Genomic DNA, 22046 nt, shown 5'->3' with positions numbered 1-22046 from the left:
TGCCGGAATACCGTTTCCCACGCAAAATCGGCGATATCGGTCACATGGAAATCGTATAATCGCCCGATCACCTCCACGTCGACTGTATCTTTGGCTACATGATGGCTGAGGTTGGTATTGGCATCCTGCTGGGCGGTAAAGCGAGCCGGTGCATTCTCAGCGACCGTGCGAAAAGCGATCGTATCGTGTCCTTCATCGGCCCAGACGGGAAGCTGAAACACGGTATCCAGTTGCTGCACTGGAATATCGATCCACGTTTGTTGCGGGTAAAAGGTACTTCGGTCTTCGCTGTACACGTCAAAGGGGAACCAGACCTGTTTAACTTGAATATACTTCGCATAATCTCGCTTGCCATAACCCGGATAGTCACTACTGTCCAAATGTTGTCCGGTCGTAGGGATGCGCACGATGAAGGGACGATTTAGAATCAGTGCCATGCGATCGGTGCTCGGAACGGTTTTCTGGTTGTGGGCTTGGTCGTCGGAGACGGATGCGTAGTCGACGACAGGTGTATGTACGGTAACGTTGTTGATATTCGTAATTGGATAGTTCTGATCGCCTTCTCCATTCACATCACCTTCCACCATCCTATAGAAAATTGTGCCCTTCGATGGCGTATTTGCTCGGTTGGTGAGCTTGCGGCTAATGCGCTGTGAACTCTGGAAAAGGATCGTTTCGCCTGTATCTTTATACGATCGAATCTTGGTCGGTGCTGGGATTTCTTTAGGTGCTGGCGTCGTAGCTTTGGTCCAGTCTCCATTCATCACTTCGGTGTCTTGGTTCTTATAACTAAACTGAATCGCATCATTACGAACTTGAGGCTCATCCGTTTTTGCTTCGGCCCTACTTTTGAGCTTACTATGATCATTCGGTACAGAGGGGCGACCGTTTCTTCCTCCATCGATTGTACCCGGACTATAGCTAACATCGCCTGTCTTTGCTGGACGAACATGATCCTTCGTTTCCGTACTGGCTTCCGTAGTTAAAGCAGGTGGGGTGTAATTGGCTACTTGCAAGGTGACAGCGCCACCTGGCAAAGCATAGTTATGTAGCTTCGCAGAATCAATGCCCAGCACTTGCAGTTGATTAATCTGCCAGTACGAATACTCTCGGGTAAAGTCAAATGTATACGTTTTAGACTCGCTCGCGGTTTTCGTCTTCCACTGGTCTTTACTATTTTTCTCTTTCCATTTCAGACTATAGCGCACCTTCACTTCACAATCGTACTTAATTTGACCTTTCATTTCACTGAATTTATGCTGGAATAAGTAGTCATAGCCCCAGGCATTGGCGTATAGGTTTTCGCTTGTCGGGATGCCTTTGGTTGCATCAAAATGACGTCCATTGGCGCGATCGTCACCTAAAATATGACCGGCGGCTTCGGGATTCATGAGTTGCTTGCTGATGGCTTGGGATTGGGTAGGAGGTAAGATCGTGTAGGTACAAGCTCCCCTGCCTTCAGGCGAAACTTCGGAATCATTGCAGTTCTCATTATCGGCACTGGTTTGACCAGACTTACAGGGTACGCCGACTTCGTAATATTGGTAGATGCGGTATTGTTCGAAAGAGCCGGTGTAAGGTTCTAGTTTGGGCGGATTGCCTGTGGCTATCTCTTTGGATTGAGACGGATCGCTTCCATTTGTCGTTTTTTTGTAGCCAGCATAAGTGTAGCCTTCATGTGTAGGTGGTTCAAATGTATAATTTTGTCCTGGTTTCATTTCTTCCAAGCGTGGAGGAAAGATATCGTTAAGTGATTTGCCGTCGGTGGTTTTGTAGTAGACGCTTAGTTTTGAATCCAGTTCAATCGTAAAAAGAACCGGAACATAAATACGATACCCCACTGTATTCGGACCGCATTTATTTGTGCACGTACTGGTAATATCTTCAGGATCATTTGCATCTAATTTTATTAAAACATTCGTCGGAATGGTTGCAGTATCTGTTCCAATACCACTTTTGCTATAGGTAAGTGCCGTATCTTCTGTTCCGATGGACATTGCAGCAACATATTTCTGCCATATCGTTTGTCCTTCTTCCGCTTTTTCTGTTCGAGAAGATTCAAAGTAAATAGCATTTTTCGTATTACGTTTGTATAAACTAACATCCATACTTTTTATGGTACGCCCAGGAAATGAGAATTTATAATTTTGTTCTGCTGGACCATCGTCACCTCTGTTGGGAGCTTTACCACCTTCCCACGTTGAGCCGTGCCACATATCGTAATACATCATGCCAACAAAATATCTGTAGTTTGCTTTTGTCGTGTTTTCTGAATCATCTTGATAATACTTTAATGGTGTAGTCATATCAGCAGCTTGTACAATAGGGGAGTTAATTATCGATGTGCAGAAACCATTACAAGCAAAAATAACGACAAGCACAAATACACAACAACTTTTATTTTTATGAAACCATTCCAACCATTTCATCTCATTGTCTCCATGGATTATCCATTAAAATCAAACTATCTTTTGAAGAATTCGTATGGAACCCTACATATTTAATATCTTGGATTGTCAATGGTTTAGCATCCTTGATATGATCAAGAAGCTCATCTCTTTCTGCATAGATAGCATAAAAGGTGTACACTGTTCCATCGTTATTCTTTTTCAGTAAATCTTTGCGATCATATCGGTAACGTACGTCACCTTTGTTAGTTAGAAAAAACAAGTTAGGTGACCATGCGTGACTTCTGACGCGGATATACGTTCGACCATCATATGCACTGCCGTCATGAAATGTATACAAATCCATACTATAAATGTAATCAGACATTAATAAAGGGAAGTCTGAAAGTGTGATTTTTATAGCATATTGAAAGGGAGTTCCATACTCATCTTTTAATAAATACGATTTTTTAGAAAAAAACGCTTTATAGGGGTCCAGACTAGTTTTCGCCAACCCCAATTCATCCACAGTCGGCGGCACCTTACTCCCAATCCACACCCATTTGCTCAACCCATCCCAATCGACCGTCTGGCCCAATCCTTCACTCACCAATCGTAGTGGCACATATGTACGTTGCTGCTTTACGATAATCTTGCTGTCATACGTCTTGCTCTCTCCATCTACCACCGCAGTAGGCGAACCTACCGTCAATGTGACGCTATGCTTGTCTGTCTTTAACGTCACCGTCTGCTTCCCACCGCTCTGTTCATAGCCAACTTTCGCACCCAGCTTTTCTGAAATAAAGCGGATCGGTACCATGACTGCGCTGTTCTCATCCTGAAATGGTTTGGCATCAGGGAATGCCATTTTGCGGGCGTTGAGCAGTACTTCGACCGAAGCAGATGCTGCTGTCGCTTGTGGGGTGAACATCGGTACTGACACTGCGATCATGCTGGCTACAAGTAGCGATGTGATTACTTTGTTCAATGCTTTGCTTTTATGCTGCTTCATCGTTATGTTTCCACTCCCTGTTATGTTTTGAGTTTCGTTCGTCTGTTGTACCATAGTCGGTTGTACTGTCATGAGAATAGCCTCCTCTGAATAAATAAAATAGGTCATCGAATGAAGTGAAAGCTGCGCTAGCCTGCTGTTCTATTTCCCTTGTTGTTATTATGTATGTCCGCTCTTACGCTCGTGCTATATCGCTCGTCTGATTGATGGATCTGCTGAGCTACTTCTCTGCTGGGCGACTCAATACATTTCGGTAATGCATTGTTATTCCCCTATTGTGCAATGTTTGGAGTGAACAACTGACCTACATTACGCTTCTTTCCCTTATCGGCAAGTACATCCATACGCTTCTTTTCCCTTATCGGCAGTACCTCCATTTTTTATAATTTCAACCAGCTTGAAAAACTAAAAAGCACACATCATCCCTAACCTGGAAATGATGTGTGCTTCACATGTCGTCGTTATTTATTTAAGCTCAGAGTAAAATAATTACTCGTGCTTGTCAATACCAATACTGGCAAACCATTTCATTTTATATGCTCTATATATGCTCGATCCTATCCCATCTCATGCCATATCCTCTACCGTGCGCTTACGTTCTCTCGCCATAACTTCCAGCCCATCCAGGCAAATGCTAGCACATGTAAACAGGCAACAACAATCCCCGGTCCCGGCGAAATAGTGCTCATCATCACCGACCATAAATTATACGTAATCGTGATACTTAGCAGCAATGCCAGTACAATCCAGTACGAATCGAGCATCGCTACAAACAGCAGCAAAATGAGCGCAGGTACACTATAACGCTCATGGATTTCAGTCGGCAGCATAAAAAAGGCAAAACAGAGCCATACCCCTGCCTTGAGCACAACCGACGTATCCAGTTTACGCATACGCAGCATATACCAGCCGCTATATAATACCGCAATCACAAGTAACAGCAGCCCCATATTTCGTAACGAAATAATACCCAGCAGACGAGTCGTATCATTCGTATCGGGCGCAAAGCCGAGCAGATAATACCAGATGTTTAGCGCATTGAGCGTCACCTGCGTATACATACCGACTGCGCTCAAATATGCCCCTCGAATCATCGAATTCAGCCCCCCATGACCGGCAAAATAAAGCCCGGCGACGAGCAGCGGCAATAGCGCACCGCCCAGCAAAGACAGGATCGGGCGAATCCTTCGCTCTAGCAAGCAACGAAGTACATACCAACCGAGTACGGGCGCGATCACAATCGCCTGTAGTTTGGTCAGTAGTGCCAGTGCAAACAATATCCCGGCTCCCAGCGGCAGCGATAATAATAGCAGCAACGAGCCAGCCATGAGCATCCCATTCAGCACATCCACCTGTCCCCATACCGCGCCGTTCACGATCAGCACTGGATTTAGTACAAACCATGCCAGTAACGGCAAACGGGTACGCGGATGGGCTGCATGACGCGACCACCAAGTCACGATGATAAAGGAAAGCATATCAAGCAAAATAAGTAAACTTTTGTACGTTAACGTTCCAGCTACCGCCTGCAAACCAAGTAGCCGCAGCAGATGAGCGTAACCTTCCATAATGAGCAAAAATAGCGGTGGATAATTAATCCCACCATTGTTCGTATACACTTTGCCCAGTCCATAGTTCCCCACATCACTCATCCATTGTACAAATAGCCGCTGATCATCGATAAAGCCCGGATAGCGCCCACCCATCCAAATCCGCACGGCGATGCCAGCGATGAATAACAGGATGATGGGAAGCAGTCCATTTATCCAGCGATGTCGTGTTAGGCGCAAGCGGTTGGATGTGCTAGCAGATCGTAATGTAAACCGTTTATTCATACAGTCTAACCTCCCTGTGCAGTGCAAAACGATAATTCATTGCACCCTGCGTCTATTCATGCAGACGCTGGAAGCGGCAGACGTTGATCCAAGGATGACGGACATACCTGTCACGATTTTTCTATCGGTATGCAGTCAAAAACGCTGTTAGCTTGAACCTATTATACAAGCGCATGATGTCGATTTACCAATATCGTGTACATATTTCCATACCTATTCTGAAAATGGTTAGGACAGAAGACGGAGTTTCGCGTTTTTATACGGTATTGCTGCAAATTAGTGTTGTCAAATCTCCTATTTTATCGAAAAATGGGATTTGTGCATCTTTTTAATAATTCCATCGTAAACATGGAAGAATTCATTAATAGCATCGAGAAGGAGTGAACACACACCAATGTATTATCCACTACGTTATATAGAGTGGTCCGAGCAAGAAGAACGCGAACTGGGCCTTATTCAAGAGTATCCTTCTGTTCAAGCAGATGAGTTATTTCTGTACAAGCTCGTCGATTCGATCAAGCTGAATCATCGAATCTGGGTGCACGTGTCCCATGAAACGGAAAACGATCGGTCCCATCTCATTTACGTGCGTCCCTTTGGCGATGAATTGCCTGCGCCATACCAGAAGGAGATGGCACGGATCATTAACGGGCAAAAAGACCATCCGTCTCGCATGGTGCTCGAATACTGGATCTGGGATGAGTACCAATTTGTACGCCACGATCCAGCTAATAACTGGATGTCAGCACTTGATATTGCACGTGTACTGCTTGATCATTACCGCACCGAAGGCGATACAACGTATGAGCTGCTGTACATCACATTGGATGCAGATCGGCAAAAGGTGATGATTTTTATGAAAGAGGTGAATGTGTAAATGGAGCGGAATACACCGAATGATCTTACACAGACTGCATCCGTACAGCCACTGCCGCTACTTGCGCATACCGGAATCCCTGCCGTATATATGGATACGTCGGAGCAATCAAATTCAACGATTATCAAACAAAATAAAGAAAGTTCCGTCAGCTTGAACAGCAGACGCGCACGTATGACAGCTTTCTCGCTCTTACTGGCTGTACCTGTAGCGCTTACTGGCTGCTCGACTAATGATAATGCCCGTTGCGAATACGATCAGAATGGCAACCCGTACAACTGTGACAATTCCTCCAGCAGTTCATCTGGCAGCAGTCACTATTACAAAAGTAACAGTAGCTCTGATTCACATAGCGGCTTTGGCAGCTCAGGCTCTGGCTTTTCCTTCTTTGGGGGGTAACGGGATGCGGCATGTGTACAATCTGAACATCCCTCATGAGCAGCTGTTCAGCGGCGAGCTAGCAGAGCAGATTCCGTATCATACGATGTACGGCAAACCGTATTGCCTGCCTGCGCTCACACTGTATACAGCAGCCGAATACGAGCAGATTGCCCTGGCTTCCGAACGTGTACATAAGCTGTACCATAAAGTATTGCGATTTGTGCAGCAGTATTTGCCACTGAACTATCTGACCGATCAGCTTGCCATTCATCCGGTACTGGCGCGTATCGCCTGCTCCCCTGTCAACTGGGACGGACTCACACGTCTGGACTGGATTATTGGACCGGACGGTCAACTCAAATGTATTGAAAATAATACCGAAACACCGACCGGTATTCCCGAAGTGGCTTATCTGGAAAGTAAGTTGTTGGAATATGCGCCGCATCTTCGCCCTGCTTCAGCGCAGATGAATGCGTGCATCCAGCAGATGTTTAGGAATGCGGTGGCAGCTTACCGACAGCACGGTCTCAGCGGTAAGCTATATATGACTAGCTATGACTGGCATGATGAGGATCGTGTGAATACGCTGTATTTAATGGAACAATGTCAGCTGGCTGGAATGGAAGCAGCATTCGTACCGTTGGAGCAATTGCGAATTGTGCCTGGCGAAGGGTTATATAAGGATGAGGAACGGATTGAGCTGTTATACCGCTTGTATCCGCTGGAGTATCTCGTTGAAGATCGCGAGGAAGAAAGTGGTCGGACAGTCGGTTTGGATCTACTGGAACTGGTTGAGGCTGGTAAGCTAGGTTTGATCAATCCGGTACAACATATTATTACGCAAAGCAAAGGCTTTACAGCGACGCTCTGGTCGCTATATGAGCGTAATGACGAACTGGTAGAGCACGCTGGCTTTCGGCTATTCACACCGGAGGAATGCCAGTGGATTGAGCAGTATATGTTACCAACGTATTTTACACCGGAGCCATTTATCCAGACGGACACACCTTATGTGAGCAAAAGTTATTTTGGACGCGAAGGGCAGGGAACAGAGCTTGTAGAGCAGCCGCAAACGACAGCGCTCGTTCAGCAGCAAGAAATAGCTAGTTCACTTCCAAATGAATCCAAGCAGACCGAGCAATCTGACGATCTTCCCGATCGTTTCGAGCAGGATCAGCAGAAAGTGTCTGTGCCTAATCCGCTACTACAGGAGCAGACGGATGTGGACTGGGCATCGCTATCGCCTGCCGAGCAGGAAGCGTATGAGCTTGAAGCAACGGCTGCCTATTATAACGAACAGCCCAAAATTTATCAGCAGCTCCAACCGATGCAGCCAATCTGTGCACAGACGGCAGATGATCGTTATGAGGGCTATTTGTTAACAGGCGCTTTTGTAATTGGTGGGCGCTTTGCTGGACTGTTACCTCGTATCGGCAGCAAAGTGACAGACAATCTAGCTTATTATTGTGCTGCCGCTGTTATACCGGATGCGGAATAGCTACTTTTTAACACATAGCCGTTGCGACTGCGACTGCGACTGCGACTGCGACTGCGACTGCGACTGCGACTGCGACTGCGACTGCGACTGCGACGAAGTATAATTGAGCATCATCCATTTCAAGCTATTTTAGGAGGGAATTTCATTGAAAAATTTTGCAACTGATCTGATGCATGTAGGCATCGGGCTGGTCATTTTATTTGCGATTTTGTTTGTAGGTTATTACATTTTCAGCCTGCTCACGCGCTACAATGATAATAAAGAAATCGCCGCTGGCAATGAAGCAGCCGGCATGTATATGGGCAGTAAGCTGCTCGGTCTGTGTATTATCATTGGACTCGTCTCGATCAACTCCGATAACTGGCTCGATGTGATCGTCTGGTCGGCAGTAGGTATTGTGGTGTTGTGTCTGGTGTACGTTATTTTCGATCTAGTCACACCGCGCACAAAGGTATGTGAGCAGATTGAAAATGGCAATATGGCGGTAGCCCAGCTGCTGCGCTCGCTTATTATTGGTATTTCATTTGTGATTGGAACCTTTGTAATGTAACACGGGTGAACGTACCGGATCGTAGGTGCTATATGATAATCAGGCGCATCTCACGTTCGGTATCACTGAGCAAAAACAAGCAGGCTCTCCACGTCCATTGAAGGATGGGAGAGCCTGCTTGTTTGGTATATGCTTGCGCTTTACTAGATATACGTACTTTACATATGCGTACTTTACTAGATAAGCGTGACTAGATCGGCGTGCTTTACTAGCTACATCGGATGCCCATAGTCCCGTACTTCCATTGTGAGCGTAGTAACGCAGCTGCGTTGTTTACTCAGTAGCTTATCCGCTTATCCAGTAGGACTCCTTAAGTTTACATTAGGAAGCGACATAACCGTAAGAGCCGGATTTGAACGTTGTTGGATCATACCATTTGTAACCTGCTGCTGGTGCCGCCCACGGTTCTTGCTGTGGTTCAGTCGAGGTGGATGGGTTCTCGATCGACAACAGCGATGTTTTGCTATCCAGTGTCAATCCGTTCACCTGTGTAAAATCAGTATAGCTTTCTTTTTGTGCCAACCAGCGAACCGTGTTTACTAGTAATGTAGCATCGTCGACTTCTTTGAAGCCATCATATGTCTTTTTCGTTTGTCCGTTTTCTTCACGTTTGTATTTCGGGGATGCATCTTCAACTGGGGAAGAATCGCCGATAAAAGCGGCTTTACCTGCGCCCAGCTTGGAAATCGCTGCATAAGGACCTTCTGCGCGACCACCGCCATTGTATACGCCCTGGTCAACCGCATTGCCCCATTTGGATACACCCGTTGGGATGTATACGATCCCTTTGGCTTTGTTTGGATCGATAATAGCCAGTGTAGAGCCGGCATGCATCGCTACCGAGCTTACGCCCTGTGTAATGCCAAACGATTGTGATGGCGCTACGATATCGGTTGCGTTCACATCACCGAGTGCGTTGTAGCGGAAACGAATACCAAAGTTAGTACCGAGCCAGTCCGAGCTAGTTACGCCCTGCATCGCTGGCGAATTCGCCTCTTCACTGCTCATGCCCAGTGCTGGATTGCTGTAAGCACCACGGCGGTAACCGTTCATCGCTTCAGAACCATCCCAGCGGTTTTTGTTACGATCCGCATTATAATGGTCGCCGATGAAGAAAATGCTTCCGCCTGCTTTTACATATTGCAGCATCGCTGCCTGCTCGCTTGCTTTGAAAGGAACATTTGGCTCAGCGAGTACGAATACATCATAGTTTTTCAGCTTGTCATACGTGATCGCTTGCTCGCCAAAGGTGTAAGGAATCGAGCGCTCCAGCGATTCTACCGTGAAGCCAGCTGCGCGTAATCCGCTAGCAAAATCAGAGAACCCACCATCGATGACCCAGTCGGCTGCACCGGCTGTTTGTGCATGCGTGTTATCGAACAATACTTTTTTGCCTGAGCCGCCTGGCAAGCCCGTGCCTGGATCAGGATTCGGTGTTGGCGTTGTGCTGTCGCCACCGAGTGTCATTGAAGTTGGGTTTTTCACGCCTGCAAAATTGTTATATGTACCTGCTGTTCCAGTAACCGTAATCGTTTTACCAATCAGACTCGGATTCGATTGCAGTCCGAACTGAGAACGATACGATGAAGTGATTTGTACGTCCAGCAGCTTGCTTGTGTTCGTTTCACTGCTGCTATCTGCCAGCAATACATTGAAATCGTTAGCAAATGGACTTTTAAAATTAGCCGTCTGTGAACCGGATGCATGACCAACGATAATTCCTGTTACGGTGATCGTACCGCCATTTTGCGATTGAATCGCCTGTGCAACCGTTAAGGCACCAGCTGCCTTAGCTTGCTCTTGCGGAACGATGGTGAACAACGATGTGACCGCCAGCAGTACGGTCAGCATAACAGCAGACCATCTTTTTCTCATGTGATTTTTCATAAGCATTCCTCCTGCACCCGTAGGTATGGGTAAAATATGATTCTTTATTAAAGATAATTCTTTTTTATCTAGCATATTCCTCTTTTATGTAAAAATTTAATAAAATTTACTTTTATGTAGGAACAAATGATTGTGATTTCGTTGAATTTGGCGATGGTGGAGAACGATTTTGAGCAAAAGTGGACAAAATAATGAAGTTCAGCTAAAATGTCCAATGTGTCAATCATCCTACCTTTGAGTGAATTGGATTTTATTTAAGATATAATTTGTTAAATGAGCAGGTAATTATTAACGATGTGCTTGCATGAAACAGCACTTCGGTAAGGTATTAAGGGGTAAGGACGACCTATAGTGTTAGTGGTTTCCTAACACGAGGTCCAATGAAAAAGTGCTTTTTGCGGAAGCAAACTATCTTACCTCTTCCTAGCACAGGAATCTACATTATGATTCTACTCTATAGATTCCTGTACGGGACGAGAATCCGTCCCTTTATTCCTTCACGGAGTGGTGTAAGCACTCAAAACACAAACCAAACGATGGAGGAGATTACTATTTTCGATAAATTAGAGAAAAAGTCGCTGGTCGAGCAGCTTTGTGAGCGACTGGAGCAGCAGATTCGGAGTGGAGCGTGGCAGGTTGGGATGCGGATTCCGAAGGAAGCGGATTTGATGGAGCAGTTTGGAGTGAGTCGCAATACGTTGCGGGAAGCGGTGCGAGCGCTTGTGCATGTGGGGCTATTGTCCACCCGGCAAGGTGATGGAACATTTGTCGTTGCAGACAGTCCGCTAGGTCCAGTATTACAAAAGCGGCTGGGTAGCTCCAACGCGGTGGAGATTTTGGAAGTGCGTCATGCGCTGGATCGGGAAGCCGTCGTGCTTGCCTGTGCGCGGCGGACGGAGGAGCAACTGACAGAAATGGAGCACTATGCCGGGCTATGTGAGCAGCATCGGGCGGCTGAACAGATTGAGCAATTTGTAGATGTGGATATGCAGTTACATCAGACGATTGTTGCAGCTTCTGGAAATGCGCTGCTTGTTGATCTGTACCAGCATCTGTTTGAGCGTATTCAGATGTCGATTATGAGCACGACAGAAGTGAGCAGCGATAGCGATCATACGGGGCATCGTAATCTGATCGCCGCGATTCGTGAGCGCAACGAAGCACAAGCGGCGAGCATTGTTGATGAATATATTGGACATTTTAAAAATATACTGATCGAAGAGAACGGCGAAGAAAGCATAGATCAAACGCGAACTTCCGCAGTTTCAGGAAGTCCAGACAAGCGAGTATATCCGGCTTCCACCTATCATCCAGACAAGAACCATATAGAGGAGAATCACACATCATGAACCGTTCGTTACAACCAGCTGGTATGAACGCACCGTTGCGAAATCCAGCTTTTCTGTTGTTTTGTATTTTATTTGTTTCGTTTAATATGCGCAGTCCGATTACCGGGCTTAGTCCACTGCTGGATCTGATCCGGGGCGATTTCCCCATTTCCAACACGATGGCAGGCTTTCTAACGACTATTCCGTTGCTGGCGTTCGCATTGTTATCTCCTTTTGTGGCGAAGCTGGCAGGTAGCTATGGGATGGAAAAGATTATTTTCTTCTCGCTGATTGTGCTCGTGATCGGTGGCTGGCTGCGTCCATTTGGTGGAATGACGTTTCTCATTCTGGGTACGTTTTTGACGGGGCTGGCGATTGCGGTCGTTAATGTAATTTTGCCAGGACTGATCAAACGGGAATTTCCGCATCGAATCGGGCTGATGACTAGCATTTACTCGATCTGTACCAATGTATTCGCTGCACTGGCGTCTGCGGTTAGTTTGCCGCTGGCGATGAATGGCGGACTCGGCTGGAAAGGGTCTATTTTGACATGGACGGTGCTTGGTACGGCTGCGCTGGTATTCTGGTCCACACAGCTACGTCATAATCGAGTAGCTCGGCTGGCGAAACGGACACATCAACAAGGACAGAGCGTATGGCGTTCACCGCTAGCTTGGAAAATTACCTTTTTCATGGGCATGCAGTCGCTCATTTTCTATGTATCGATCGCCTGGCTGCCAGACATTTTGCAACAGCAAGGGCTAACCCGTCTGCAAGCAGGCTATATGTTGTCACTGATGCAGTTCTCCATGCTGCCGTTTAACTTTATGGTGCCGATTCTGGCAGCACGCCTGGCGACACAGCGTTTGCTTGTGCTTGTGACCGTGGCGCTGTATTTGATCGGACTGGCTGGGCTTATTTTCGGCGGCGGTCATATCGTACTCATCGCGATCTGTCTTATTTTGATCGGAATCGCTGGTGCGGCTTCATTTAGCTTATCGATGATGTTCTTTAATTTGCGTACACGTACACCAGAGCAAGCGACCGAAGTATCCGGTATGGCACAATCGATCGGATATTTGCTAGCGGCATGCGGACCGACGCTGTTCGGTATTCTGCATGATGTATCCAACAGCTGGACGATTCCGTTATTACTGCTCGTCGCCGCTGCGGCTACACTTCTGTACACCGGTTTAGGTGCAGGCAGTCCGGGCTACATTTATCCTAACGCCTCCAAAGATAATGAAATCCATGTAAAGTAGTGCCCCATCGCTACAAACGATTCAATTATGATGCGATCACTTATGGGGCGGAGCAGCAGCCGTATACGGTTGCCGCTCCGTTTTTCGGTTTGTCGCTTCCTTCACTGCTATACTGTTGTGCGCCTTTCGCATTCTCCTTCCAACTTCCTCTTATTCCAATATTCGGTGCATCTATTCTTCACCCACTATCGTTCTATATTGATATATACTAGACAAAACGGTTCTACCTTATATCTAAACGTATAGTATTACATATCTTAATTTTCTACATATTTTAATTTTCCGAAAAATATTTTAATTGATAGAAAAGAGGAGATTCATTCATGAACCATCCACTGCGCATACTTGCGATCTCAGGAAGTCTCCGCCAGTCTTCCTCCAATACAACATTAATGAACGCTATCATTGGACTTGCTCCACACAGTATGACCTTCACCACCTATACCAGTCTCAATGACCTGCCCCATTTTAATCCAGACCTGGATACCGACAATGGTCCTCTGTCTGTTCAACACTTGAGAACACAGCTTGATGGAGCGGATGGCGTACTCATTTGTAGCCCTGAATATGGTAACGGCGTACCGGGTGCACTGAAAAATGCCCTCGACTGGATCGTATCGTCTGGCGAATTCGTCAATAAACCAACCGCCGTCATCACAGCGTCGCCATCTCCTATGGGCGGCAATTATGCGAACGCTTCCTTACTGCTCACGCTAGAAATGATCAATGCTCAGGTATCCCAGCAAATGAGCCTGACGATCCCCCATATCGCTTTAAAGCTATCCAAAGACGGCACCATCACAGACCTAACTTTAAAGCAACACCTGAAATCTATCCTTCATGCCTTACAGCAAGCTTGTTATTAACACATATAAAAATAACAAGTCAGCCTTTATCATACCGAGCATAAGTCCACTTCATACGATCATGTGACATAATTAAGATATGATTTGCTCTAACTTTTGCTAAAATGATACTTTTCCTTTGTTGTCCTTTTTGTGTCCGTATATTGTTATTATATTCACCTTAATGTACTCTTATTTTGCCTTACCCTGCTTTTCTGTTCCATTAATGCTCGATTTTTCAACAAAATCAGCTTTCTTCTAACGATGCGCAATAGTCATGATCCGCGCAATTCAGTGATTTTCTAGTTTAATTCAGATTAATTCGCTCAGATTAGGGTATGTTCTATAATGAGTCCAAAAGCACCCCCAGAGGAGGAATCACCAATGACAACAGATATCAAAACAACCGTCAAACTGAACAATGGCGTAGAAATCCCATGGTTCGGTCTGGGCGTATGGCAAGTGGAAGAAGGCGAAGATGCAACTCAATCGGTAACCGCTGCGATCAACGCAGGCTATGTATTGATCGATACAGCTGCTGCTTATAAAAATGAGGAAAGTGTCGGCAAAGCGATCCGCGAATCCGATGTTCCCCGTGACCAATTGTTCATCACATCCAAGCTGTGGAATGCCGATCAAGGCTATGAATCCACACTGGCGGCATTTGATGCTACGATGGACAAACTCGGATTGGACGTACTCGATCTGTACCTGATCCACTGGCCAGTCAAAGGCAAATATAAAGACTCCTGGCGCGCAATGGAGAAACTGTACAAAGACGGCCGCATCCGTGCCATCGGCGTAAGTAACTTCCAACCACACCATCTGGACGATCTACTCGCCGATGCTGAAGTCGTGCCAGCGATCAATCAGGTGGAATTCCACCCGCTGCTGACACAAAACGAGTTGCTCGACTACTGCGCACAAAAAGGCATTCAGGTCGAAGCATGGTCTCCACTCGCACGCGGCAAGCTGTTCGATAACGACGTTGTTAAAACGATCGCTGATCAATACGGCAAAAGCCCTGCACAGGTTCTGCTGCGCTGGGTACTGGATAAAGGTGTAGTCGTACTGACTCGCTCCGTTAAACCAGAGCGTATCGCCGACAACGCCAACATTTTCGATTTCCAGCTCACTACCGACGAGATCGATCAGTTGAGCGCACTTAACAAAAACGAACGCACTGGCCCAGACCCAGATAATTTTAATTTCTAATTGGGATGATGGGAACGGAGTCTAGTCTGTACATGAGGTCGGATCTATAGCATCTGTATGTGCAGATGTAGAGTATCTATAGCCTAATGATATGCTATAGATATCAATTAAGCTTCGACCCATTCCCTCACATACTTTTAAAGTAAACGAACACCGCCTGCCTGCTCCGTTCGAGCCGATAGGCGGTGTTTTTATATTTTATTTATATATACTTGAACAACAATAATGCAATCCAAACCTTCTGCAAAATCCAAACAAAAAAGTCCCCATTTCAACATGGAGGCGTTAATATCATTCTATTGTGGGATTGCGATAACGTAATGTTATTTGCTAAAGTATATCTTCACTATCCTATGTGCAGCACTTTTCTGAATATCCAGCTCTATAACAAGCTAGTTGAAGAAAACCATGCGCCCACATCGTAAGTATATGTCCGTCTACATCGACCCCATGATTGAACTGCGAGTACCTAGTAATGCTTGCTTCAAATGATTGTACTGATTAAGTATAGAATCTACTCTTCTCGACTGGTCCAATACGCGGTGGTCATGAAGATCATAGTATTGTACCATGTCATTAAGTTCCCTGCGCTCAACTTCGATATATTCTTCCATCTTCTTAAGCTCTTCCAAGAAACTCACCTCCTGCCGCGATATTTAAAAGGAACAGATGCAATGCTAATTTGGATCGTTTTCTCTATATCTCCTTGATTTGTATCTGCTACTCTGTCTACGAATTTTACCAAACGATTCCTATTTCTACCATATCAGATTTACATGTACTTTACATTCTAAAGTCAGGTACGAACCGAGTATGTGCCAATTGTATGCTCCAATAATGCTACTGGTATCGCTTTTTTTGTGCAGCCGATCTGTATCGTATCCCCCTATCTGTTACAGCATATTTCCTTGTCGATCATGAGCACAACAGGGGAATACGCTACGAATAGTTCGATAAAATAAAAGCTAGTGAAGCAGCACAGACAACGAAGTCACTGCTTCACTAGCCAGGATAGGGTGCACTTGCGCTAGGGCATGGGTGCAAACTCATATACGTGTAAGCCGCAGTCGTGTCTGCACCAGCGAAAATAGTTTGCGTCCACACCCTAAAGAAGTCATCAACATCTATTAACCGATGAACTCTCGCTTATTCTGTCATCGTATTTGTCATTGGACCACTACCAAGATGACCGGAGCGATCCACTTTTGTTTTCAAATATTTCTCGTTAAATTCGGAAATGTCACCCCATAGTGGAATACGGCCGCTCACACCTGCACCGGAGCGCTTCAGCGCTTCAAGCTTGCGTGGATTGTTGGTGATCAGTGTAACTGGCAGCTGACGCAGCTGGTTCAAGACAGCGATCGCATCATCATAGTTACGCATATCATCTTCAAAGCCCAGCTCTAAATTCGCTTCCACCGTATCCAGACCTTGCTCTTGCAGCACATACGCCATCGCTTTGCTGAACAAGCCGATACCGCGTCCTTCATGGTTGGCCAGATAAAATAATGCGCCAGTTCCGTGAGCTGCGATCATTTTCATCGATTGCTTCAGCTGATAGCCGCAGTCACAGCGTTTGCTGCCGAAAATATCGCCGGTATGGCAAATGCTATGCATCCGAATGAGCGCATCCGGCGAGCCTTTGAAGTCACCGTAGACGAGCACGCTCGATTGCTGCGCTTCGGCCAGATTGGACGAGGACAGCATTTCGATAATCGATGCATGGTCGATGTTTGGATTGCCACATTCTGCGCCTGGCATATTGTCGCAGCGCAGCCAGCAATACCATTGAAAGATAACGGTCTCTCCATCCAAATTGACAGGCAAACGAATCGGACCGACCAGATAGATCGATTTGTCCTGGCTCGGTACAATTTGAATGCGATCTTTGAGCGCCTCTGTGATTTGGGGATTAATCATTATAAATTACCTCCGGTTATGTGTATCTTGTCAGTGATAGATACGTGTAATATACAAAATTGGATGACTGTAGATCATAACTGCGATCGTGAACACATCCATTGGAATAGACCAATATACGAAATAGCTGCAATTCGTGCCGCTTGTATTCAACTGCTGCATTCAGGGCTGATAGACCGGAAACTGACCGCTAAAGCCAGACTCACGAGCAAACTGGCTCTCCAGCTCGGCGCGTGTCTCCTGCCGACGAAGCTGCTCAAACTGTTGGAGCCGTGCCAGTCCTGTGTCATCGGCGTGCAATGCCTCCATCAGGAGTGGGGCAAGCACATGAGCGTCTTGCATCGCGCTATTTACACCAATCGCACCGGTCGGACTAAATGTATGGGCGGCATCGCCCATAATGACCAGACCGGGCTGCGCCCATGTATCACACACACAGCTCTGTACTTTGAGCAGCACAAAATCATTCCATGCACGCAAATGACGCTGCACGTTTTCTTCTAACTCGGGAAACGATTCGATCAGCGCTTCGGTAAACGGTTCAATCGGCGTTTTACGCAGCGCTGGAAAGCTGTCCTGCTGAATATTCCAGCCAATCTGAATATAGCCTCCCTGCTGACTAAACAGCGCCAGTTGCGCTTGCTTGGCAAGTGCCATCCGCACGGTTGCCGGCCAGCCTGTAGGTGCAGGAATACGTGCCCATAACAGATCAAAGCCATGCTTTAATATTTGAGTACCGATACCCGCTAGCTTGCGTACCGTGGAATAACGCCCGTCTGCACCGATGACCAATTTGCTATAAATTGTCATTTCTTCGCCCTGATGACGCACTTTTACCCCGTTTACCGCACCGCTAATCGGATCGTGTAACAGTTCGGTCACACGGCTATCCATCATGAAACGATAGTTCGGATACGGAACGGATTGACCGATCAGCACTTGCAATAAATTTTTTTGCGGAACATGAATACCGGTGTGTTGCTCCCCTGGAGCGGGCAAAATCGTTTTTACGATACGTCCCTGCTGAAAATATTCTACACGTTCCATCAGTAAAAGTCCTGCTTGCTGAACATGCTCATACAAACCATGCTCTCGTAAAATATGCTCGCCCTGCGCATTCAGATGCTCGCCGCGAAACTCTTTATCTATCCCGCCATGCCGCTCCAGCAATATAACGTTCACTCCGCTGGCAGCGAGCAGGTAGCCAAGCAACGCTCCGCCCGGTCCTGCACCTACAATCACAACTTCTGCATGTAAACTCATCGGCTTCTCCTTTCCGCCTGTTTTTCAGTATCTTTATTTGTAGTAGCAACACGAATATATTACTAATACTTACTTTTAATAAGTAGAGTATATGTAATAAGTGTTCCTTTGTCAACTTTGTCATGCACGTGCCAAAAAAGCCAGGGCGTTAAAGCTCCCTGACTTCATTATCGGCTTGTGGCTGCAATTCGATGTGTACATTTCCAATCGATAGCAGCGCTTCTCTCATGCCCTCCAGATCCAAACCATCCGCTGCAAATGCCTGCCGAACAAGTCCCGGCTGGATAAACTCATCGTATTTACCGAGATACGGCGCTTCTTCATCCGCCAGCAGCTGCTCTGGAAAATCGATCCGTTTGCACTCGGCAATCATCTCTGCAAGCAATTCATACGCATCCGCTTTACCGGAGACGACAAAATAATACGGCTCCATCGGTGTGACCGCACGCAGTCCAAGACGCTCGGACAGATTATGCTTGAGCAAGCGCTCCAACGTGCGAAACGACTTACTGCCCATCCACGGCAAAACGAAGCAGGAATCGCCACCAGCAGGGAGCACTGGCGTTTGCAGCAAGCCTGTTTCCCGCGCCAATCTACGCGCACGCTCCAAACGTGCCGCCGCATTAGGTGCCAGATAAGAATACAGCTCAGACGATGCGAGGATATCACGGATTTTCTGCATCACACGGGTATCGACATCGCCGCCGGCACCTAGCCAGAGCGTATCCACTTTGCCTTGAGACGATTTGACATACACCGCCTTATGACGACTATCGATCTCTTCTACTTTCCATAGCTTGCCAGCAAGTGAGAAACAATAGCCTGGCGGCGGTACGGTCGTGATCGAACCGATCTCCTCTGAGCCGTTATACACCGAATGCTCCTCATCGTCCTTGAACACCGCATAAAAACGGAAATTGTTTACGATTTTCTCACCGGCCATACCGATAATTAACGTACCTTCCTCGGTACGCTGAATATGATCCAGCTGAAGCAAATACTGCAAAAATTGCTGATACTGCTCCACCGTAAACTCGCGAAATGGCGGCAATGTCATAATCGCACGCGCCAGCTCAGCAGGCTCTGCTTCGCCCATACTTTTGAGCGTGCTCATCGTCTGATGATACAAAATGCCAATCGGCAGGTGCCGCGCCTGAAATGGCTCGACCCAGCGATCGCGCACATACAGTTCAATGACCGCAATCGCGCGCAGCATCATCCACGGCATACGTGCCGGAAGCTGTGCTTCTTCATCCTCTTCCTCCGGGCAAACGAAAATCATTTCCGATACCGCACCTTCGCGGCGCCCGGAACGTCCAAGTCGCTGGACAAAGCTGGAACAGGAATACGGCGCACCCAGCTGAATGACCCGTTCCAGTTCACCCAGATCGATCCCCAGCTCCAGCGTGAGCGTCGCAGCAGCTACAGCAGGACCATAGCCTTCACGCAGAGCCGCTTCCGCTTCTTCGCGCAACATCGCCGAGATGCTGCCATGATGCACATGGAAAATGTCCGGCTCCTGTCGTTTAGCTGCCACACGCCGCATTTCGAGCGTCAAATACTCCGCATCGGAGCGGCTATTGGTGAAGATCAGCGCCTTTTTGTGATGGGTCTGATCGTAAATGAAATTATGATACGCCTGCTGCGCATACTCCAGCTGCTGTGCCTGCTCCTCATTGCGCGCATCCGGGAATGAGAAATGTTCCACACTCAGGCGCAGCTTACGCGATCCTTGTGGGGACACCACTTCAACCGGTTGCCCCGTATCCGAGCTAAGCCATGCACATGCACTTTCATAATCGCTCAATGTCGCAGACAGACCGATCCGTTGCGGTCGACAGCCTGCCATACGCTGAATGCGAGACAGCTGTGCTAATACCTGCACTCCGCGATCCACACCCATAAAGGCATGCACTTCATCGACGACGATATAACGCAGATCGCCGAACAATGCCGGGATCGCATTCGGCTTGTTCATCAGTAATCCTTCCAGCGATTCAGGCGTAATTTGCAAAATGCCGGATGGGTTCTGAACCAGCTTTGTTTTATGTGATTGCGGCACATCGCCATGCCAGTGCCAGACTGGAATATCTGCGTCACGCAGCACTCCTTTTAACCGTTCATACTGGTCGTTAATGAGCGCCTTGAGCGGGCCAATGTACAGAATGCCGACCGAGCTGGACGGCTGTTCATACAATGCGGTCAACGCCGGGAAAAAGGCAGCTTCCGTCTTGCCGGAAGCCGTACCGGAGGCGATTAGCAGATGATGCGGCGTGTCGAGTAGTACGCGGCACGCTTCGACCTGTGCCTCACGCAGCTCTTTCCAGCCGCTACGGTAAATATATTCCTGAATGAACGGCGCCAATCGGTAAAACGGATGACCGCTCACAGGTCAAACTCCGCCAGAAAATCATCCACTTCATCCGGCTGAGCCGCAGCGACCGGTCCGCGTGCGCCGTTGCCTGTGGCAGATGCTTTTGCCGGAACTGCCTCATGCCCGGATGTTGGAGTAACTGAAGCTGGAACCGCAGCAAGCTCGCCAAGCAGAATCTCAAAGCTCAATTCCTCGTTAAAATGGAGCGTGTTCAGCAGATCGACAAAGTCACGCACGACTTCACGCGGCGTGAGCAGCTCATCTGCACCCAGTCTGCCTACCGCTGTTTGCATAAAGGCAACGAGCTGATGCTGCTCCAGTACAACGTCATATTTATAATGCTGACTGTGAATATCACGCAGCTTCTGTAGCATGATTAAAATTTCCTCATGGGATAACATTTCCAGACGAATCACAGGGCCGGCAAAATTTTTCGTACTGCTGGCAGCAAAGCGGCTTTCCGCCAGACGCGAACGCAGCGCTTCATAACTGTATAAGCCACGGCGCGGGTCCTCTACAAATTGCGGCGTTCCTCCAACAAATACGCCCAGATGCCCCGCTTTACCCTGCATCGTGTCATTAAAAATGGTCAGCAGCTTCTCATAGTTACTCTGACGGGAGACACTATTCGAAATTTTGTATAAATTCACGCCTTCATCGACAAACAGCAGCAAGCCTTTATAACCGATACGAGCGGCAAATTCCGCCCACAGCTTCATATAGTCATACCAGCCATCATCATCGATAATGACGCTCACATTTAATTCACGTTTTGCCTCGGTGCGTGTCTGATATTCCCCACGCAGCCAGCGTAAAGCGGATTGCTTGAGCGCATCCTCATTCAAACGAATGCCTTGCCAGTACGCCGATAACACTTTGGCAAAATCAAAGCCATGCACCCAGCCTTCCATTTCGGCAGTGACCGCATGGATACGGCGCTGTACTTCGATGCCAATCATTGGATCATCGGCAGACACACGTTGTTCTTCCATCACCTGCTGTTGCAAGGTGGAAATCCACCTTTGCAGCATCGATTCCAGTGCACCGCCGTCCGGGCGTGTGCGTGTGGACAGATTGGTCATCAGCTCACGATACGTCGCCAACCCCTGTCCTTTCGTTCCAGTTAGACGACGCTCCGGTGATAGATCACCATCCGCAACGATAAAACCGCGATCCATCGCGTAATTGCGTACCATTTGCAGCAGGAAGCTTTTCCCGCTACCGTAGCGTCCGGTAATGAGCTTGAACGCTGCGCCACCATCGGCAACATTGTCCAGCTCACGTAAAATGGACTCAATCTCATATTTGCGTCCAACCGCGATATGCTCAAGGCCAATTCTTGGCACTACACCTGCGGCAAACGAATTCACCAGTGCGGTCGTCACACGTTTTGGTATTTTCACATCATTCAT

The 22046-nt window shown here is 47.4% G+C and carries 16 protein-coding genes and 1 pseudogene; 8 read left to right on the top strand and 9 right to left on the bottom strand.

What is annotated here, in order from left to right; genetic code table 11:
- From AAHF22_RS18595 to AAHF22_RS18585, 3 genes are all read right to left on the bottom strand, one after another.
- The coding region (locus tag AAHF22_RS18595; protein WP_347326524.1) for a DUF5704 domain-containing protein at positions 1-1718 on the bottom strand (1718 nt) is incomplete at its 3' end.
- Between the two features lie 712 nt (positions 1719-2430).
- Positions 2431-3471 (bottom strand): copper amine oxidase N-terminal domain-containing protein, encoded by a 1041-nt coding sequence (locus tag AAHF22_RS18590; protein ID WP_347326523.1) that lies wholly within the window; start codon positions 3469-3471, stop codon positions 2431-2433.
- Positions 3472-3980: 509 nt separating this feature from the next.
- Positions 3981-5234, bottom strand: coding sequence for a putative hexosyltransferase (locus AAHF22_RS18585; protein ID WP_347326522.1), 1254 nt, complete (start codon positions 5232-5234; stop codon positions 3981-3983).
- Positions 5235-5628: 394 nt separating this feature from the next.
- Here AAHF22_RS18585 and AAHF22_RS18580 point away from each other — a divergent pair, with 394 nt between their 5' ends.
- The 4 genes from AAHF22_RS18580 to AAHF22_RS18565 all read left to right on the top strand — a co-directional run bounded on the left by AAHF22_RS18580 (position 5629) and on the right by AAHF22_RS18565 (position 8540).
- On the top strand, positions 5629-6111 hold the full coding sequence (locus AAHF22_RS18580; protein ID WP_347326521.1) for a hypothetical protein: 483 nt from the start codon (positions 5629-5631) through the stop codon (positions 6109-6111).
- Positions 6112-6510, top strand: coding sequence for a hypothetical protein (locus tag AAHF22_RS18575; protein WP_347326520.1), 399 nt, complete (start codon positions 6112-6114; stop codon positions 6508-6510).
- A 4-nt stretch (positions 6511-6514) separates the two neighbouring features.
- Entirely contained in the window at positions 6515-7990 is a 1476-nt protein-coding gene (locus AAHF22_RS18570; RefSeq protein ID WP_347326519.1) for a glutathionylspermidine synthase family protein, read from the top strand.
- A 169-nt stretch (positions 7991-8159) separates the two neighbouring features.
- A complete protein-coding gene (locus AAHF22_RS18565) occupies positions 8160-8540 on the top strand; it encodes a DUF350 domain-containing protein (RefSeq protein ID WP_347326527.1) in 381 nt (126 codons plus the stop codon).
- Positions 8541-8861: 321 nt separating this feature from the next.
- Here the strand turns inward: AAHF22_RS18565 and AAHF22_RS18560 are convergent, their stop codons facing one another.
- Positions 8862-10427: a DUF6359 domain-containing protein gene (locus AAHF22_RS18560; protein ID WP_371834086.1), complete on the bottom strand. Its 1566-nt coding sequence runs from the start codon at positions 10425-10427 to the stop codon at positions 8862-8864.
- A 551-nt stretch (positions 10428-10978) separates the two neighbouring features.
- On the opposite strand from AAHF22_RS18560, the pseudogene AAHF22_RS18555 reads away from it, so the two are divergent.
- The 4 genes and pseudogenes from AAHF22_RS18555 to AAHF22_RS18540 all read left to right on the top strand — a co-directional run.
- Positions 10979-11665 (top strand): annotated as a pseudogene (locus tag AAHF22_RS18555) (FadR/GntR family transcriptional regulator); the annotation flags it as partial.
- A 107-nt stretch (positions 11666-11772) separates the two neighbouring features.
- Complete coding sequence (locus AAHF22_RS18550; RefSeq protein WP_347326518.1) at positions 11773-13017, top strand: CynX/NimT family MFS transporter; 1245 nt, start codon at positions 11773-11775, stop codon at positions 13015-13017.
- Positions 13018-13340: 323 nt separating this feature from the next.
- Positions 13341-13883: an NADPH-dependent FMN reductase gene (locus AAHF22_RS18545; RefSeq protein ID WP_347326517.1), complete on the top strand. Its 543-nt coding sequence runs from the start codon at positions 13341-13343 to the stop codon at positions 13881-13883.
- Positions 13884-14246: 363 nt separating this feature from the next.
- Positions 14247-15077 carry an aldo/keto reductase gene (locus AAHF22_RS18540; protein WP_347326516.1) on the top strand — a complete coding sequence of 277 codons (831 nt, stop codon included), beginning with the start codon at positions 14247-14249 and terminating at the stop codon, positions 15075-15077.
- A 437-nt stretch (positions 15078-15514) separates the two neighbouring features.
- On the opposite strand, the gene AAHF22_RS18535 is transcribed toward AAHF22_RS18540, so the two are convergent.
- The 5 genes from AAHF22_RS18535 to AAHF22_RS18515 form a co-directional block, all read right to left on the bottom strand.
- On the bottom strand, positions 15515-15709 hold the full coding sequence (locus tag AAHF22_RS18535) for a Spo0E family sporulation regulatory protein-aspartic acid phosphatase (RefSeq protein WP_347326515.1): 195 nt from the start codon (positions 15707-15709) through the stop codon (positions 15515-15517).
- Positions 15710-16223: 514 nt separating this feature from the next.
- Positions 16224-16997 carry a GTP cyclohydrolase II gene (locus AAHF22_RS18530; protein ID WP_347326514.1) on the bottom strand — a complete coding sequence of 258 codons (774 nt, stop codon included), beginning with the start codon at positions 16995-16997 and terminating at the stop codon, positions 16224-16226.
- Positions 16998-17159: 162 nt separating this feature from the next.
- A complete protein-coding gene (locus tag AAHF22_RS18525) occupies positions 17160-18260 on the bottom strand; it encodes an FAD-dependent monooxygenase (RefSeq protein ID WP_347326513.1) in 1101 nt (366 codons plus the stop codon).
- 148 nt (positions 18261-18408) lie between these two features.
- Positions 18409-20649, bottom strand: a complete 2241-nt coding sequence (locus AAHF22_RS18520; protein WP_347326512.1) for a DEAD/DEAH box helicase — start codon at positions 20647-20649, stop codon at positions 18409-18411.
- Positions 20646-22046 (bottom strand): ATP-binding protein, encoded by a 1401-nt coding sequence (locus tag AAHF22_RS18515; RefSeq protein WP_347326511.1) that lies wholly within the window; start codon positions 22044-22046, stop codon positions 20646-20648. Before AAHF22_RS18515 ends, AAHF22_RS18520 begins: the two co-directional genes overlap by 4 nt.

Source organism: Paenibacillus wenxiniae (genome assembly GCF_039822605.1).
Taxonomy (GTDB): domain Bacteria; phylum Bacillota; class Bacilli; order Paenibacillales; family Paenibacillaceae; genus Saccharibacillus; species Saccharibacillus wenxiniae.
The sequence above is the reverse complement of the archived record's forward strand: the minus strand, read 5'-3'. Positions and strand labels throughout refer to the sequence as shown.